The 15,271-nt window shown below is 68.7% G+C and carries 13 protein-coding genes; 3 read left to right on the top strand and 10 right to left on the bottom strand.

Annotated elements, in window-relative coordinates; genetic code table 11:
* Positions 1–6: 6 nt before the first annotated feature.
* Positions 7–660, bottom strand: a complete 654-nt coding sequence (locus tag AC1C2U_RS16020; protein ID WP_495362777.1) for an NADPH-dependent F420 reductase — start codon at positions 658–660, stop codon at positions 7–9.
* 176 nt (positions 661–836) lie between these two features.
* On the opposite strand from AC1C2U_RS16020, the gene AC1C2U_RS16015 reads away from it, so the two are divergent.
* A complete protein-coding gene (locus AC1C2U_RS16015) occupies positions 837–1,967 on the top strand; it encodes an LLM class flavin-dependent oxidoreductase (protein ID WP_495362776.1) in 1,131 nt (376 codons plus the stop codon).
* A 91-nt stretch (positions 1,968–2,058) separates the two neighbouring features.
* On the opposite strand, the gene AC1C2U_RS16010 is transcribed toward AC1C2U_RS16015, so the two are convergent.
* The 9 genes from AC1C2U_RS16010 to AC1C2U_RS15970 form a co-directional block, all read right to left on the bottom strand.
* Positions 2,059–3,261, bottom strand: a complete 1,203-nt coding sequence (locus tag AC1C2U_RS16010) for a cation:proton antiporter (protein ID WP_495362775.1) — start codon at positions 3,259–3,261, stop codon at positions 2,059–2,061.
* A 10-nt stretch (positions 3,262–3,271) separates the two neighbouring features.
* The gene (locus tag AC1C2U_RS16005) at positions 3,272–3,766 is read right to left on the bottom strand and encodes a cation:proton antiporter regulatory subunit (protein ID WP_495362774.1); all 495 of its coding nucleotides are present in this window, start codon (positions 3,764–3,766) and stop codon (positions 3,272–3,274) included.
* A gap of 44 nt (positions 3,767–3,810) precedes the next feature.
* Positions 3,811–4,689 (bottom strand): alanyl-tRNA editing protein, encoded by an 879-nt coding sequence (locus tag AC1C2U_RS16000; protein ID WP_495362773.1) that lies wholly within the window; start codon positions 4,687–4,689, stop codon positions 3,811–3,813.
* A gap of 8 nt (positions 4,690–4,697) precedes the next feature.
* Entirely contained in the window at positions 4,698–4,874 is a 177-nt protein-coding gene (locus AC1C2U_RS15995; RefSeq protein ID WP_495362772.1) for a hypothetical protein, read from the bottom strand.
* Between the two features lie 75 nt (positions 4,875–4,949).
* A complete protein-coding gene (locus tag AC1C2U_RS15990) occupies positions 4,950–6,128 on the bottom strand; it encodes an acyl-CoA dehydrogenase family protein (RefSeq protein ID WP_495362771.1) in 1,179 nt (392 codons plus the stop codon).
* Between the two features lie 9 nt (positions 6,129–6,137).
* The gene (locus tag AC1C2U_RS15985) at positions 6,138–7,109 is read right to left on the bottom strand and encodes a DUF4349 domain-containing protein (protein WP_495362770.1); all 972 of its coding nucleotides are present in this window, start codon (positions 7,107–7,109) and stop codon (positions 6,138–6,140) included.
* A gap of 211 nt (positions 7,110–7,320) precedes the next feature.
* Positions 7,321–8,154, bottom strand: coding sequence for an aldo/keto reductase (locus AC1C2U_RS15980; protein ID WP_495362769.1), 834 nt, complete (start codon positions 8,152–8,154; stop codon positions 7,321–7,323).
* A gap of 23 nt (positions 8,155–8,177) precedes the next feature.
* Complete coding sequence (locus AC1C2U_RS15975; protein WP_495362768.1) at positions 8,178–9,386, bottom strand: MFS transporter; 1,209 nt, start codon at positions 9,384–9,386, stop codon at positions 8,178–8,180.
* A gap of 125 nt (positions 9,387–9,511) precedes the next feature.
* Positions 9,512–13,759, bottom strand: a complete 4,248-nt coding sequence (locus tag AC1C2U_RS15970; RefSeq protein WP_495362767.1) for a DUF3418 domain-containing protein — start codon at positions 13,757–13,759, stop codon at positions 9,512–9,514.
* Between the two features lie 20 nt (positions 13,760–13,779).
* Here AC1C2U_RS15970 and AC1C2U_RS15965 point away from each other — a divergent pair, with 20 nt between their 5' ends.
* Together AC1C2U_RS15965 and AC1C2U_RS15960 are read left to right on the top strand one after the other, a co-directional pair.
* A complete protein-coding gene (locus AC1C2U_RS15965) occupies positions 13,780–13,941 on the top strand; it encodes a hypothetical protein (protein WP_495362766.1) in 162 nt (53 codons plus the stop codon).
* Positions 13,942–13,997: 56 nt separating this feature from the next.
* Entirely contained in the window at positions 13,998–14,828 is an 831-nt protein-coding gene (locus AC1C2U_RS15960; RefSeq protein WP_495362765.1) for an aldo/keto reductase, read from the top strand.
* Positions 14,829–15,271: the final 443 nt, after the last annotated feature.

Raw genomic sequence — 15,271 nt, 5'->3', positions numbered from 1 at the left:
TGTGCCTCAAGCGGCCAGATGGGCGGCGGGCGTGAGGAGAGCCGCGAGCTCGCCGGCGGAGAGTTCACGGCCGAAGGCGGGGTGGCCCGGCTCGAGGGCGACGCCATGGATGAGGTCGCCGCCGTCGACCGGATCGAACCCGAGGTCGTCGATGATCGCGGCGACGACGGCGCGTGCTTCGCGGTCGTCGCCGACGACCGCGAGAGCCCGACGGAGCGGGGAGCCGGCTTCCATGGTGTCATCTTCCATCTCGTGGTACCCGAGGTGGTTCAGGGACTTGACGACGCGGGCGCGGGGGTTGCGGGCGGCGTTGATCTCGCTCGTCGTGCGCGGGTCGTCGTCGATCTCGGCGATGTTGCCGTCGACCGGGGGCCAGTAGTTCATGGCGTCGACCACGATGCGTCCGTCGAACTCGGGCCACGGCACGGTGCCCGCCTTGCTGAACGGCACGGCGACGATGATGACGTCGGCGGTGTGTGCCAAATTCTCTGGCGTGGTGACCTCGGCGCCGGGAGCGACGACTTCGACCAGCAGCTCGAGGGCGGTCTGGCGCGGCGAGCCGGCGATGAGCACGCGGTGGCCGGATGCGACGAGCAGCCGGGCGAGAGCGGTGCCCACCTTGCCCGCGCCGTAGATTCCGATGATCGGCCGATCCGTCACGCTTCGATTCTCCCATCCATCGGCGCATTCGATCGATGCGTCGTCATGGAATGGAACGTGCGCTGCGCGGAGTGCATTCCCGCGGCGTGACCGCGGGGGATCCGGGGAATAGTCTCGACCTCACGGGAGTTCCGCCATGTGCATGCAGAGGCATGGAACCACGGAAGGGGAACAGGATGCCTGAGCGCTACGAGTTCGGACTCGACACCTTCGGCGACATCACGATCGGGCCCGATGGGGCCCCCTTGCCGCACGCGCAGGTGTTGCGGAACGTCGTCGAGGAGGCGGTGCTCGCCGACCGGCTCGGCCTCGATTTCTTCGGCATCGGAGAGCACCATCGTGAGGAATTCGCCGTCTCGGCGCCCGAGGTCGTGCTCGGCGCGATCGCGGGGCGCACCGAGCGCATCCACCTCGGCTCGGCCGTCACCGTGCTGAGCTCCGACGATCCCGTGCGCGTCTTCCAGCGTTTCGCGACCCTCGACGGCGTCTCGGGCGGGCGGGCGGAGGTCATCCTCGGCCGCGGCTCGTTCATCGAGTCGTTCCCGCTCTTCGGTTTCGAGCTGAACCAGTACCAAGAGCTCTTCGACGAGAAGCTCGACCTCTTCGCCGCGCTGCTCCCGCAGGAGCCCGTCACCTGGAACGGCGATCTCCGAGCGCCGCTCACCGAGCAACTCGTGTTTCCACGCGTCGAGCACGGCCGGCTGAAGACCTGGATCGGTGTCGGCGGCAGCCCCGAATCGGTCGTCCGCGCTGCGCGCTACGGCCTGCCGCTCGTGCTCGCGATCATCGGCGGCAGCCCGGCCAGGTTCGCCCCGCTCGCCGACCTCTACCGCCGTGCCCTCGCACAGTTCGGCAATCCGCTGCAGCCGATCGCGATCCACTCGCCCGGCTTCATCGCCGACCGCGATGACGAGGCGCTCGACACGCTCTGGCCGCACTACAAGATCATCATCGATCGCATCGGCCGCGAACGCGGCTGGGGGCCGGTCAGTCGTGAGCACTTCGAAGACGAGGCTGGCCCGAACGGCGCGCTGTACGCGGGCTCACCCGAGAAGGTGGCCGTGAAGATCGCCGGGGCGATGCGCTCGATCGGGGCGACCCGCTTCGATCTCAAGTACTCCAACGGCGGGCTGGGGCACGAGGCGATGATGCACAGCATCGAGCTGTACGCCACCGACGTGGTTCCGCGCGTTCGCGAACTCCTCGCCGGCGCCGATGCCGCCGATGCCGAACTCGCGGCGGTCGCTGACCTCGGTGCTGCAGATCGAGCGGATGCCGCGGCATCCGCCGACCGGCCGCTCGACTGAACCGGCGGGCCCTGCCGGTTGAGCCTGTCGAAACCGGCCCTACCGCCCGCTCGAGGTCTCCACGGGCTCGACCCGCAGCCCGCTTCGGCACTCACACGGGAGGTGGCGCGGCGCTTGACGCCGCTGACGGCCGCCGTTTGCGCACGGCTGCCCTGAACCACGTCGCCTCGGGCAGCCTCGCGAGGAACGTGCCAGCGATGATCGTGATGAGCACATAGCCGGTGGCGAGCGGCGCGAGCTCCGGCGCCACCCCTGCGCCGACCGCGAGCCCTGCGATGACGATCGAGAACTCGCCCCGGGGTGCGAGGGTGAGCCCGGCGCGCCACTGGCCGAGCGTGCCGACTCCGGCGCGTCGGGCCGCATACGCGCCCGTGATGAGCTTCGTGATGATCGTCACGAGCGCGAGAGCCAGGGCTGCGGGCAGCATCGACAGCAGCGCGGACGAATCGGTCGTGAGACCGAAGAAGACGAAGAATATGGCGGCGAACAGATCGCGGAGGGGCGTGAGCACCTGGCTCGCGTTGGCCGCGACTCGGCCCGAGAGCGCGATGCCCACGAGGAACGCGCCGACCGCGGCGGACACGCTGACCTCGGCGGCCAGGCCGGCGACGAGCATCGTGAGCCCCAACACGCCGAGCAGCAACGGCTCGTGCTGGTCGGCCGGGAACAGGCGCGACACGATGTGCCCGTGGCGCAGCGCGATGTAGAGGAGCAGAGCGACGACTCCGACGGCGATCGCGACCGCGATGGATCCCTGCAAGAGGCTCACTCCCACGACCAGCGCCGAGAGCACCGGCAGGTAGAACGCCATCGCGAGGTCCTCGATGACGAGCACCGCGAGGATCGACGGGGTCTCGCGGTTCGAGAGACGCCCGAGGTCGCGGAGGAGCTTGGCGATGACCCCCGATGACGACACCCAGGTCACGCCCGCCATGGCGACGGCGGCGACCGGCCCCCACCCGAGGAGCAGCGCGAGCACGGCGCCCGGTGTGGCGTTCAGCGCCGCATCGAGGAGGCCGGCGGTGCGCGCCGACTTCAGGCTCCCGAACAGCTCGGAAGCGGTGTACTCGAGACCGAGCAGTGCAAGCAGAAGGATGACGCCGATCTCAGCGCCGGTCTCGAAGAACTCGGAGCTCGCGTCGAGTCGGATCAGTCCGCCATTGCCGAAGGCGAGGCCGACGACCAGGTAGAACGGGACCGGCGAGATGCCGAGCGCGTTGGCAAGGCGACCGAGCAGACTCATGCCGAGAAGCAGCGCGCCGACTTCGATGAGGAGCAGCGTGGTCTCGTGCATACGCCGGGCCTCAGTCGGGGCCGTTGGCGAGCAGGCGGGCTACTCCGTCGAGTCCTTCACGAGTTCCGACGACGACGACGACGTCACCCGCGCGCAGCATCTCTGCCGGCGTGGGTGAGGGGATGATCGTGCCGTCGCGAACGATGGCCACGATCGAGGCGTGCGTGCGAGTGCGGGCCTTCGTCGCACCGAGCGTGCGGTTCAGGTACGGCGAGTCGGTCGGCAGCGCGATCTGCTCGGTGTAGAGCCCCGCGGTCTCATCGCTGAGGCTCGTGAGGCGGCTGAGCATGACCGATGCGCCGAGCACGTCGGCGAGCGCAGCGGCCTCGTCGTCGTTCAGCGGTATCGAGTACCGGCATGCGTCGGGGTCGTCTTCGTCGAAGAGCCCGAGGTCGCGCTCACCGTCACGATGAGACACGACACTGACCCGACGTCCACCTTCGGTGACGAGGTCGTGACGAATGCCGATCCCGGGCAGGTCGACTTTTTCGATGCGAATACCCACGTCGCAATCGTAACCCCGCGCGAGGGTGACGCGGCCCGCCGCGCTCAGCCGCGCGATTCGGCGTGCGTGCGCATGGTCAGCACGGGGGTGCCGTCGTCGTCGCCGGCCTCGAGCTCGACCGTCACCGTGCCCAGCTCGGCGAGCGATTCGGCGTGCGTGCCGCCGCACGGAATGCGGGCATCGCCGCCCGGAAGCCCGGCCACCCAGAACCGGCGGTCGGTGAGACCATCGCCCTCGCGTTCGACGCGCACCGCGACGCCGGCGTCGGCCCAGTCCGCGATGGCGGCGGTGACGGATGCCGCGAGCTCGCCGAGCCCGTCGGCCGCGAGCGCCCCGGTGTCGAACCCGGCGCGGCGCAGCGACTTGTTCAGCCGGTAGACGTCGACCGAGCCGTCGGGCAGGATGCGGCTCGAGGTGATCGCGATGCCGTCGAAGTCGGGATTGCCGAGTGCGTCTTCGCGGGCGGGCTTCGACCAGTGCCCTGCGAGCGCGTGATTCAACGCGAGGGAGGCAGCGTGGCAGGCGGTGTGTCCGATCGAGAGGGCGCGTCGCGTCGCGGCATCCGCTCGCACCGTCACCGCATCACCCTCGCCGATCGCGGCATCGTCGCGTACGAGGTGCGCGACGAGGAACACCCAGCCCTCAGTGCCCTTGCGCACGGGGATGTCGGTGCCGAGGAAGAGAGTACTGCCGTCGGTCGCGGCGAGAACGGCGTCGACGATCGGGAACTCGGTGCCGCCCGCGAGAATCGCACCCGTGTCGGCCGGCTGGTCAGGCCAGGCCGCGTCGACGGGATGGAAGCTCGTCGTCTCGGTGATGACGGCGAGGAGTCCGTCACCAGCGGTCTCCACATGGAGCACCAACGACTCGGCCTCGAGGGCGCCGTCGGCGTACGTGATGCGGGTATCGCGCGAGGGAAGCAACTCGAGGCTCAGACGCCGTCGCTGCGACCGAGCACGTGGAACGGGATCCCGATCGCGAGCGACACGCTCACGATGCCTCCGAAGAACAGCGGCGCCTGGAATTCGGTCGCGACGGGCGCCGTGCCCATGAGCCACAGGCCGAAGATGAAGAGTCCCATCGAGATGAGAAAGGCGACGACGTTCACAGCGACCTCCAGAATTCCGGTGGCGGTCCGAACCGCCCGCCCAAGTCTATCGTTCGGGCGGCGCGCCCGACGGGGTCACGATTCGAGCGGGCCGAGCCATGCGTTCGCGACGGTCGAGTGGGCGGATTCGTCGTCGGAGGGGTGGAAGATGCCCGCGAGCACGTCGCGGTAGAGGCGGCCGAGCTCAGAGCCCGCGAAGTACGTCGATCCTCCCGACACCCGCACGGCCTGGTCGACCACGTGCTTGGCGGTCTCGGTCGCGCGCACCTTGACCCCGACGAGCTTCGCGAACCAGAAGCCGCCGTGGTCGACGAGTCCGTCGAGATCGCGCGCGATCGCGAGGAGCTGGGGCTCGATCGCCTCTTGCGCGAGCGCCGCGTCGGCGATGCGCCACCGGATGTCTGGATCTTGCGAGAGCGGCTTGCCGTCGTTCTTCATCGAGGTGCGCCGGTGCGCCGCCGCGACGGCGAGTTGCAGCGCGCGATCGCCGATGCCGGCGTAGACCGAGGCGAGCAGCAGTTCGAAGTTCGCGAAGATGCCGAAGATGAGCGGATCGGCGTTCGGTCCGGGGTCGAGCCGGCGCACGATGCGGTCGGCTGCCGCGAACGCGCCATCGAGCACGGTGGTGCGGCTCTGGCTCGCTCGCATGCCCATCGTGTCCCAGTCGTCGAGGATGCGCACGTCGGGGTCTTCGCGGTCGATGAAGCCGTAGACGATCTTCGGCGCGTCAGCCGAGGTCGTATCGAGGCCCATCGTGCCGAGCTTGGTCCATGCCGGTGAGAGCGACGTGAAGATCTTGCGGCCGGTGTACCGGTAGCCGCCGCCCTCCTGCGGGTCTGCGTCGGTGCGCGATCCGAAGAGCATGAGGTCGTTACCGGCCTCGCTGATGCCGAAGCCGAAGATCTCGCCCGCGCCCGCCTCGCGGAGCACGAAGTCAAGCGAGTCGTCGCCGCGGTCGCGGAGCACTTTCGCGACGCCCGTCCACACGAGGTGCATGTTCACTGCGAGGGCGGTCGCCGGTGCCGCGCCCGCGAGTCGCATCTGTCCGCGAACGGCGTCGGCGAAGCCCCAGCCGAGCCCGCCGAGCTCGACAGGCACAAGTGCGGTCAGATAGCCCGCCTCACGGAGTTCGGCGAGATCCTCGTCGAAGAACGCGTTCTCACGGTCGTAGCCGGCCGCGCGTTCGCGGAAGCCTTCAAGCAGATCGTCGTGCAGCAGGGTCTCGGGTCTCGGGGTCTCCGGCGTGGCGCTCACGCCGCCAGACTACGCCTCAGGGGTGGTGCCCGACCGGGGCGGCGGGGGCGAGGCGGCGGAGTCGTCGACGACCGCTTCAGGCTCGACGGATGCCGCGGCATCCGCTCGCCCGTTGCGCCGGCCGCGTGTCGAGGCCACGACGATCGCCACGACGATCGCGGCGATGACGAGCGCCGTGACGAGCCAGGGCAGGAGCACGCCGAACGCGACGCCGATCCACGATGCGAACGCGACGAGTGCGCCCCACCCGGCGACGAAGCCGCTCCAGAAATCGCCGGGCGCCGCATCGGGAGCCACATCCTCGGTGATGAGCTCGAGGGTGATCGTCGAGTAGTCGACCTGGTCGACGAGCCAGTCGCGTTGTTGGGTGAGGCTGTCGAGTTCGGCCTGCCGGGTCGTGAGCTCGGACTCGATCTCGATGAGGTCGGTGATCGAGGTGGCAGTGCCGAGGAGCTCGCGTAGCCGATCGACCGACGCCGTGAGCGCGTCGATTCGCGCGTCGAGGTCTTGGCGCTGCTGCGTGACATCCGACGCGTTCATCGACACGGAGTTCACGGAGCCGAGCTCGCGGAGCTTCGCCACCACGCCGTCGAGTTCGTCGGAGGGCACCCGCATCGTGAGCGATGCGCTCGGCGGCTGGGTGTCGGTGGCGGGCGTCTCGGTGCGGCTGTCGACCCGCCCGCCCGACTGCTCGGCGATGCCGGCGGCGTCTTCGGCCGTCGCGATGGGGTCGTCGACGGTGACCGAGATCCATCCGGTCGTGATGACGCTGCGCTCGGCCTCGGCCTTGAGCGTGGGGCCGTCGGCCGCGGCGTCGCCGCCCTCGAACGACTGGGGCGCGTCGGGAACCGGCGCGAGTTCGCCCGTCGAGACGCCGTGATCGGCGCTCTGGCTGCTGGTGCCGGTGGCGCTGCATCCGGTGAGAAGGAGGGCCGTGAGCGCTGCCGCTGCTGCCGCTGTCGGTGCGAGTCGTCGTCTCATGCGCTCACTGTATTCCGCGGCCGGAACCCGATGTCTGGAAGCCCACTGGGAGTCGGATCACGATCGGATTGCGCTTCGCTGTGAATGATCGGGCGGCCACAACGTTCGGCGCGGTTCGCCCGTTCAGTCGCTCCCTGAGCTTGTGAAAAGCCCCCTGAGCCTGTCGAAGGGGCGCAACGAGACCCGGGTCGCCTCGGGCTCAACGACCGACTCAGTCGTCGTCGGGGTCGCGCCCGATGCGTTCGCCCGTCTCCAGCGTGGCGATCGCAGCGAGATCGTCGGCGTCGAGCTCGAAGCCGAACACGTCGAGGTTCTCGCGGATGCGCTCGGGCGATGACGCCTTCGGGATCACGAGGTTGCCGAGCTGCACGTGCCAACGCAGCACGATCTGCGCGGGCGTGCGACCGTGCTTGGCCGCGAGGTCGTCGAGCAGGGGAGTGCCGAGCACCCGCCCGCGTGCGAGCGGCGACCACGCCTCGGTGCGGATGCCGCGCGCAGCATCGAACTCTCGCAGCGCCGTCTGCGGCAGCCACGGGTGCAGTTCGACCTGATTGACGACTGGGGTCTCACCGGTCTCCTCGACGAGCCGCTCGATGTGGTGCGTGTGGAAGTTGGAGACTCCGATCGAGTTCACCCGTCCGTCATCGCGCAACCGGATGAGCGCGCGCCACGTGTCGACGTAGAGGTCGGTCGAAGGCACCGGCCAGTGGATGAGCAGGAGATCGAGCTGCTCGAGCGCGAGACGCTGCATCGAGTCGTCGAACGCGCGCAACGCCCGATCGAACCCGTTGTCGTCCTTCCACACCTTCGTCGTGACGAAGAGCTCATCGCGAGGCAGACTCGATGCGCGCACCGCCTCACCGACCTCACGCTCGTTGCCGTAGAAGGCGGCCGTGTCGAGATGCCGGTAGCCCGCATCGATCGCGTCGAGGCAGAGGCGTGCGGCATCCGTCGGCGGAACCTTGTACAGGCCGTAGCCGAGTTGCGGGATGCTCGCACCGTCGGCGAGCGGCACGCGCGGTGCGGGAGGGAGTGGTTGCGGCATCTGGAGCGCCTCTCTGAATTGGTCTAGCTGGGTTGCAGTGGAACGGGCTCGGTGTCGGGAATCGGGCTCGCATCGCGGTTCCTGAGGTCGGGGTGCCATCGCCGACCGAGAACCGGCACGATGAACCCGAGCAGCGCGAGCGCCGCGGCTGCCCAGAATGCGCCCTGCGCGCCGTAGCCGTCGATGAGGAATCCGGCGAGGGCCGAGCCGAGGGCGGCGCCGATGAGCTGGCCGGTGCCGACCCAGCCGTAGGCTTCGGCGGTGTCGGAGAACTTCACGCTCGCCGAGACGATCGCGAAGAGCACGGCGAGCGCGGGCGCGATGCCGATGCCCGCGATGAAGAGGGTGGCGGAGAGCCACCAGAAGTCCATGAGCCCGGCTGCGAGCGCCGTGCCCGCGAACACGATGAACATGCGGCGCGCGGTCGACCAGGGGCCGATCGGCACGTGCCCGAGGAAGAGGCCGCCCGCGAGCGAGCCCAGCGCGAAGATCGCGAGCACGATGCCCGCTTCGGCGCCGTCGTGACCGAACACGGCGACGACGCCGGCCTCGACCGCCGCGGTCGCTCCGATCAGGAGGAAGCCGACGATCGTCGCGAGCAGCACGGCCGGCCGGCCGAGCACGACGCCGAATCGCCGCTTCGAACGCGGGATGCGGACGCGCCCGAGTTCGGGAGAGGAGATGAACCAGATGCCGCCGATCACCATGAGCACGGCGGCGAGGAGGATCGCCCAGACCGTGCCGACCTGCGTCGCGACGAAGGTCGTGACGACGGGCCCGACGACCCAGATGATCTCTTGTGCCGACGCGTCGAGTGAGAACAACGGGGTGAGCTGACGGGAGTTCACCATCTTCGGGTAGATCGTGCGCACGGCCGGCTGCACCGGCGGTGTCGCGATGCCGGCGACGAAGCCGACCGCCATGTAGAGGGGCACCGTGAGCGGCAGCACGCCGATCGCGACGACGGCCGCGACGCAGACGATGAGGGTTGTGATGAGCACGGGTCGCATGCCGAGTCGTCCCATGAGCCGGCTCGTCAGCGGACCGGCGATCGCCTGGCCGATCGAGGCGGCCGCGAGCATGAGTCCGGCGTAACCGTACGAGCCCGTCTGCTGTTCGACGTGCAGCAGGAACGCGAGCGAGAGCATTCCCGACGGGAATCGTGCCGTCAGCTGGGCGGCGATGATGCGAGCGACGCCCGAGGTCTTCAGTAGATCGGAGTAGCTTCCCACGGTGCGATCACTCTATCGAGGCGGATGCCGCGGAGGCACCTGCCTCGGAGGAGAATCGCGTCGCTCGCGAACGCCGCGGCGGCGAGTTCGAATGCCGCGTTCGGGTCCGTGCTCCGCGAGCGGGATCAGCCCGCGAGCAGCTTCGTGATGCGTTGCAGCGAGACGCTCTCGGCAGCGCGCAACTCTTGCGCGAAGAGGCTGATGCGCAGCTCCTCGATCAGCCAGCGCGCGCGAACGAGGTTCGCCGGGGCATCCGGGGAGAGCGGGATCGTGCCACCGGCGTCGGCGAACCGTGCGAGCGCCGTCTGCACTTCGTTCATCCACACCCGGTCGCGCCCCGGGTTGTCGACGAGCTTGCCGACCCGCATCGTGACGCCCTCGAGGTAGCGCGGCACATGCCGCAGCCGCTCGAGCCCCGTGCGTGCGACGAAGCCGGGGAACACGAGCCCGGCGAGTTGCTCCTTCGCATCACTGAGGGCGGGCAGCAGCGCCATGCTGGTCGCCGACTTCACCGCTTTCTCGGCAGTGCGGAGCGCGCCGAGGGTGCCGGCGACGAGTCCGACCGTCTCGAACATCGTGTCCATGACGACGCCCGAGACGCGGTCGCGCACGGTGTCGAACTCCACTTTCGTGAAGAGCATGCCGTCTTCCTTGACGCGGTAGAGCACGTCGTTGACGCAGGCGACGAGGCAGTCGGCGAACAGGGCGGCCGTGCTCGGGTACGGGCTCGTGGCGAGGATGAGCTTCTCGTTGCCCGTGAGGTGCTGTTGCACGTAGTTCACCGGTGAAGGGGTCGCGAGCATGAGCAGGCGACGGATGCCGCCGGGCATCGCCCGCGCCTGCTCCTCGGGGGTTGCGAGCAGCCTGATGTTCACGACCGCGCCGTCATCGATGAGGGCGGGGTAGGCGCGCACCCGATTGCCGCCGACGGTCGTGTCGACGAAACGGGGCAACTCGGCGAAGTCCCAGCTCGTGAGGCCGCTGCGCTCGATGCCGGCGCCGGGCGCCTCGCCCGCTGCCGCGATCGTGCCCGGCGTGACCCCGCCGGTGCCGTCGACGGGCTTCGGCCCGCGGGGCCCGCGCTCGCCGCGGGAGGGATTCGCGAACGTCTCGGCGATCGCGTCTCGTGTGTTCTCTGCGAGCTGGGCCTGGAGCGCGCGAAGGTCCTTGCCGACGGCGAGCTGCTTGCCTCGGCCGTCGACGACGCGGAACGACATCCGCAGGTGCGGCGGGATGCGGTCCATCGCGAAGTCGGCGGCGGTCACTGGCGTGTGAGTGAGGCGTTTGATGACGGCGGCGACCTCGTCGGCGAACGACATGCCCGCCGGGGCATCCGTCTCGCCCAACTCGGCGACGATCTTCGCGGCCCAGTCGGCAGCGGGCACGACGTTTCGGCGGATCATCTTCGGCAGCGCCTTGATCATCGCGGTGACGAGCTCGGTGCGGAGCCCCGGCACCTGCCGGTCGAAGCCCTCCGGCCGCAGCCGGGCGAGCAGCACGAGCGGCACCTGCACGGTCACGCCGTCGTCGGATGCCCCGGGCTCGAAGCGGTAGCGCAGCGTGAGCGTCTGGTCGTCTTGCCGCCAGGTCGGCGGGAACGCGGCTTCGTCGATCGCCGGCGCGTCATCGGGAGCGAGCGTCTCGGCGGTCATCGTCAGCAATTCGGGCGACTCCTGCTTCGTCGCTCGCCACCACGTCTCGAACAGACGCGTCGACGTGACGTCGGCGGGGATGCGCGAGTCGTAGAAGTCGAAGACGGCTTCGTCGTCGAAGAGGATGTCGCGGCGGCGGCTGCGCTCCTCGACTGCTTCGAGCTCGGCGCGGAGTTTGCGGTTCTGCCGGTCGAAGTCGAAGAGCCGGTCGCGGCGGATGTCGTTCGGCCAGTCGCCGTCGACGAGCGCGTGCCGGATGAAGAGCTCGCGGGCGTACGCCTGGTCGATGCGCGCGAGCTGGATGCGCCGGCGCGGCACGATCGGCACACCGTAGAGCGTGACCTTCTCGTAGGCGACCGCGGATCCCTGCCGCTTCTCCCAGTGCGGCTCGCTGTGGCTGCGCTTGACGAGCGAACCCGCGAGCGGTTCGGCCCACGCGGGGTCGATCGCCGCGTTCATGCGGGCGAAGAGTCTGCTGGTCTCGACGAGCTCGGCGCTCATGATCGCGTCGGGCTGCTTCTTCGCGAGCGCCGAACCCGGGAAGATCAGGAACCGCGACTGCCGGGCGCCGAGGTATTCGCCCCTGAGCTTCCGGCCAGCGGATGTCGCTCCGCCTCGTGTCGCCGGCTGCTGGGTGCTCGCCGCGGCATCCTTCAGCCCGATGTGGCTGAGCAGGCCCGCGAGCAGCGACTTGTGGATGAGATCGGCTGTGCTCCCTGAGCCCGTTGTGCTCCCTGAGCCCGTTGTGCTCCCTGAGCCCGTTGTGCTCCCTGAGCCTGTTGTGCTCCCTGAGCCCGTTGTGCTCCCTGAGCCTGTTGTGCTCCCTGAGCCTGTTGTGCTCCCTGAGCCTGTTGTGCTCCCTGAGCCTGTCGAAGGGTCGTCGATCGTGAGTCCGAGGGGCTTCGCCATCTGCCGCAGCTGTCGATAGACGTCGTTCCACTCGCGCACGCGCAGGTAGTTCAGGAAGTCGTTCTTGCACATGCGCCGGAACGCGCTCGAGCCGAGCTCGCGCTGCTGCGTCTCGAGGTGATTCCAGAGGTTCAGCAGCGTGATGAAGTCGCTCGTCGGGTCGACGAACCGGGCATGGCGCTCATCGGCCTGCTGGCGCCGTTCGAGCGGTCGCTCCCGCGGGTCTTGAATCGTGAGACCCGCGACGATCGCGAGCACCTCACGGCTCACGCCGTGCTGCTTCGACTCGACGACCATGCGACCGAAACGTGGTTCGATCGGCAGTTTCGCGAGTGCGCGACCGACCTTCGTCAGCCGCGGCCCGGCTCCCGATGCGGTCGATCCGCGCCCTGACCCGGTCGATCCGCTCCCTGACCCGGTCGATCCGCTCCCTGAGCTTGTCGAAGGGGCGACCGCTCCCAGCTCGCGCAACAGCTCGACGCCGTCTTTGACGCCGCGAGAGTCGGGTGGTGTCAGGAACGGGAACGCTTCGATGTCGCCGAGACCGAGGGAGATCATCTGCAGGATGACGGCGGCGAGGTTGGTGCGCAGCACTTCGGGTTCGGTGAACTCCGGGCGCCTCGTGAAGTCGTCTTCGGAGTAGAGCCGGATCGCGATGCCGTCGCTCGTGCGCCCCGAGCGGCCCGCTCGCTGGTTCGCCGAGGCCTGGGAGATCGCCTCGATCGGCAGCCGCTGCACCTTCGAGCGCACCGAGTAGCGGCTGATGCGGGCGGTTCCGGCGTCGATGACGTACTTGATGCCGGGCACGGTGAGGCTCGTCTCGGCGACGTTCGTCGCAAGCACGACGCGCCGGCGCACACCGGCGACCGTCGAGGGCTGGAAGACGCGGTGCTGGTCGGCCGATGACAGGCGGCCGTAGAGCGGCAGCACTTCGGTGACGGATGCCCCGCCGCCGGCGTAGTGGCCGCGAACCGCCTCTTCGGCGTCGCGGATCTCGTTCTCACCCGACAGGAACACGAGCACGTCGCCACGCGACTCCCGATCGAGTTCGTCGAGCGCCTCGATGATGCCTTGCAGGTAGTCCTTGTCGTCGGCCTTCCCGCTGGGCGGGCCGGTCGAAGCCCCGCTGCTGGTTGAGCCTGCCCCTTTGCTGGTTGAGCTTGTCGAAACCACCGGGTCGTCGTCCGGATCGTCCGACCCGGCATCTTCAGCGACGAGCGGCCGGTACCGGATCTCGACCGGATACGTGCGCCCGGACACTTCGATGATCGGGGCGGGCTCGCCCGAAGCATCCGCGAAATGCTTCGCGAAGCTCGCGGGGTCGATCGTCGCGCTCGTGACGATGACCTTGAGGTCGGGTCGCTTCGGCAGCAGCTGTTTGAGGTAGCCGAGCAGGAAGTCGATGTTGAGGCTGCGCTCGTGCGCCTCGTCGATGATGATCGTGTCGTATCGGCGCAGCATCCGGTCGTGGTGCATCTCGTTCAGCAGGATGCCGTCGGTCATCAGCTTGATGCGGGTCGATGCCGTCGCCTTGTCGGTGAATCGCACCTGGTAGCCGACGAGCCCGCCGACCTCTTCGCCGAGCTCCTCGGCGATGCGCTCGGCGATCGTGCGTGCGGCGAGCCGTCGTGGCTGGGTGTGGCCGATGGCCTCGCGGCCGAGCTCGAGGCAGATCTTCGGCAGCTGCGTCGTCTTGCCCGAGCCGGTCGCGCCGGCGACGATGACGACCTGGTTCTCGCGGATGGCGCGCGCGATCTCCTCACGCTGCCGGGAGACGGGCAGCTCGGCGGGGTAGGTGATCGCAGCAAGCACAGCCCTCCATCGTATGCGGCGTGAGCGAGGTCGTGGTCGAATTCACCGGTGCGCCCGGTCGCTGGCGGGTGCAGGGCACCGAGGTCGTCGGCTGGCCGGTCGCACTGCGCGCGGGGGAGCGGCTCGCCACGAGGCATCCACTGCTCGCTGCGCCCGCCGCCGACGAAGACGCTGCGGCGTGATTCGCGGGCAGCGAACCGGTCTGTCGCATGCTTCGGATGGCGTGGTGGGATGGAGCATGACTTCTATTCCCCGCATCCAGCTCAACGATGGCCACTCGATTCCCCAGCTCGGCTTCGGTGTCTTCAAGGTCGACCCGAAGGAGACCGAGCGCATCGTGACGGATGCGCTTGAGGTCGGCTACCGCCACATCGACACCGCCCGCATCTACGGCAACGAGGCGGGAGTCGGCGCCGCGCTCGCCGATTCCGGCATCCCGCGTGAAGAGCTCTTCATCACGACCAAGTTGTGGAACGACGACCAGGGCACACAATCGGTGCTCGACGCGTTCGACGCGAGCCTTGAGCGGCTCGGCCTCGACTACCTCGATCTGTATCTGATCCACTGGCCGGCACCGGCGAACGACCGGTACGTCGATACCTGGAAGACGTTCGAGCAGCTCCGCGCGAGCGGCCGGGTGCGTTCGATCGGCGTCTCGAACTTCCTCGTTCCGCATCTCGAGCGGCTGCTCGCCGAGACCGACGTCGTGCCTGCGGTGGACCAGATCGAAATGCACCCCGCGCACCAGCAGCCGGCGACCACCGCGTTCGCCGAGGCGCACGGCATCGCGATCGAGGCGTGGGGGCCGCTCGGCCAGGGCAAGTACCCGTTGTTCGAGCTGCCGGAGGTGGCCGACGCTGCTGCCGCGCACGGGAAGAGTCCTGCGCAGGTCGTGATCCGATGGCACATCCAGCGCGGCCACATCGTCTTCCCGAAGTCGAATCGGCGCGAGCGCATGGCGGAGAACTTCGACGTCTTCGACTTCGAGCTGAGCGAGGCCGAGGTGCAGGCGATCACCGCGCTCGAGCGCGAGGGCCGGGTGGGCTCGCACCCTGACGACGTGAACTGAGCGGATGCTTCGGATCCCCGTGTTTCGGCGCGACACGCCCGGGATGTACGCCGGATTTGCCGGGGTGCGGGGATCCGCGTAAATTCTTACTTATCGCCACGGCGGTGCGGGAAGCGGCTGAGAGATCAGGGCTTCCCGGCCGAGACGGCGAGATTCTTAGCCAAATAGCCTCGAAGTCGCATTGCGACTCGGTGATTTCAAGCCTAAGATGAAACCCCCACTTCAGAACGAACATGGCTCTCGAGTCGTGTTCTTGTTGTGAGAGCAACAGCCGTGTGAATCCGAGTGATCGGGTCCGGCGATTGAAGTGGTACGGTAGATAGGTTGCCCTGAGGGCAGGCCATGTGGCTGAAACTCGGGTGCGTCCGTTCCTTGAGAACTCAACAGCGTGCACTATGTTCAATGCCAATTTTTGAACCCCATCCGGTTTTCGGATCGGTGGG

The sequence above is a fragment of the Agromyces sp. Y575 genome, assembly GCF_059445445.1.
The sequence above is the reverse complement of the archived record's forward strand: the minus strand, read 5'-3'. Positions and strand labels throughout refer to the sequence as shown.

Excerpts from the sequence above, each read along its gene's own strand:
- AC1C2U_RS16015 (WP_495362776.1), top strand. The coding sequence starts at position 837 with ATGCCTGAGCGCTACGAGTTCGGACTCGACACCTTCGGCGACATCACG.
- AC1C2U_RS16010 (WP_495362775.1), bottom strand. The coding sequence starts at position 3,261 with ATGCACGAGACCACGCTGCTCCTCATCGAAGTCGGCGCGCTGCTTCTC.
- AC1C2U_RS15960 (WP_495362765.1), top strand. The coding sequence starts at position 13,998 with ATGACTTCTATTCCCCGCATCCAGCTCAACGATGGCCACTCGATTCCC.
- AC1C2U_RS15980 (WP_495362769.1), bottom strand. The coding sequence starts at position 8,154 with ATGCCGCAACCACTCCCTCCCGCACCGCGCGTGCCGCTCGCCGACGGT.
- AC1C2U_RS15985 (WP_495362770.1), bottom strand. The coding sequence starts at position 7,109 with ATGAGACGACGACTCGCACCGACAGCGGCAGCAGCGGCAGCGCTCACG.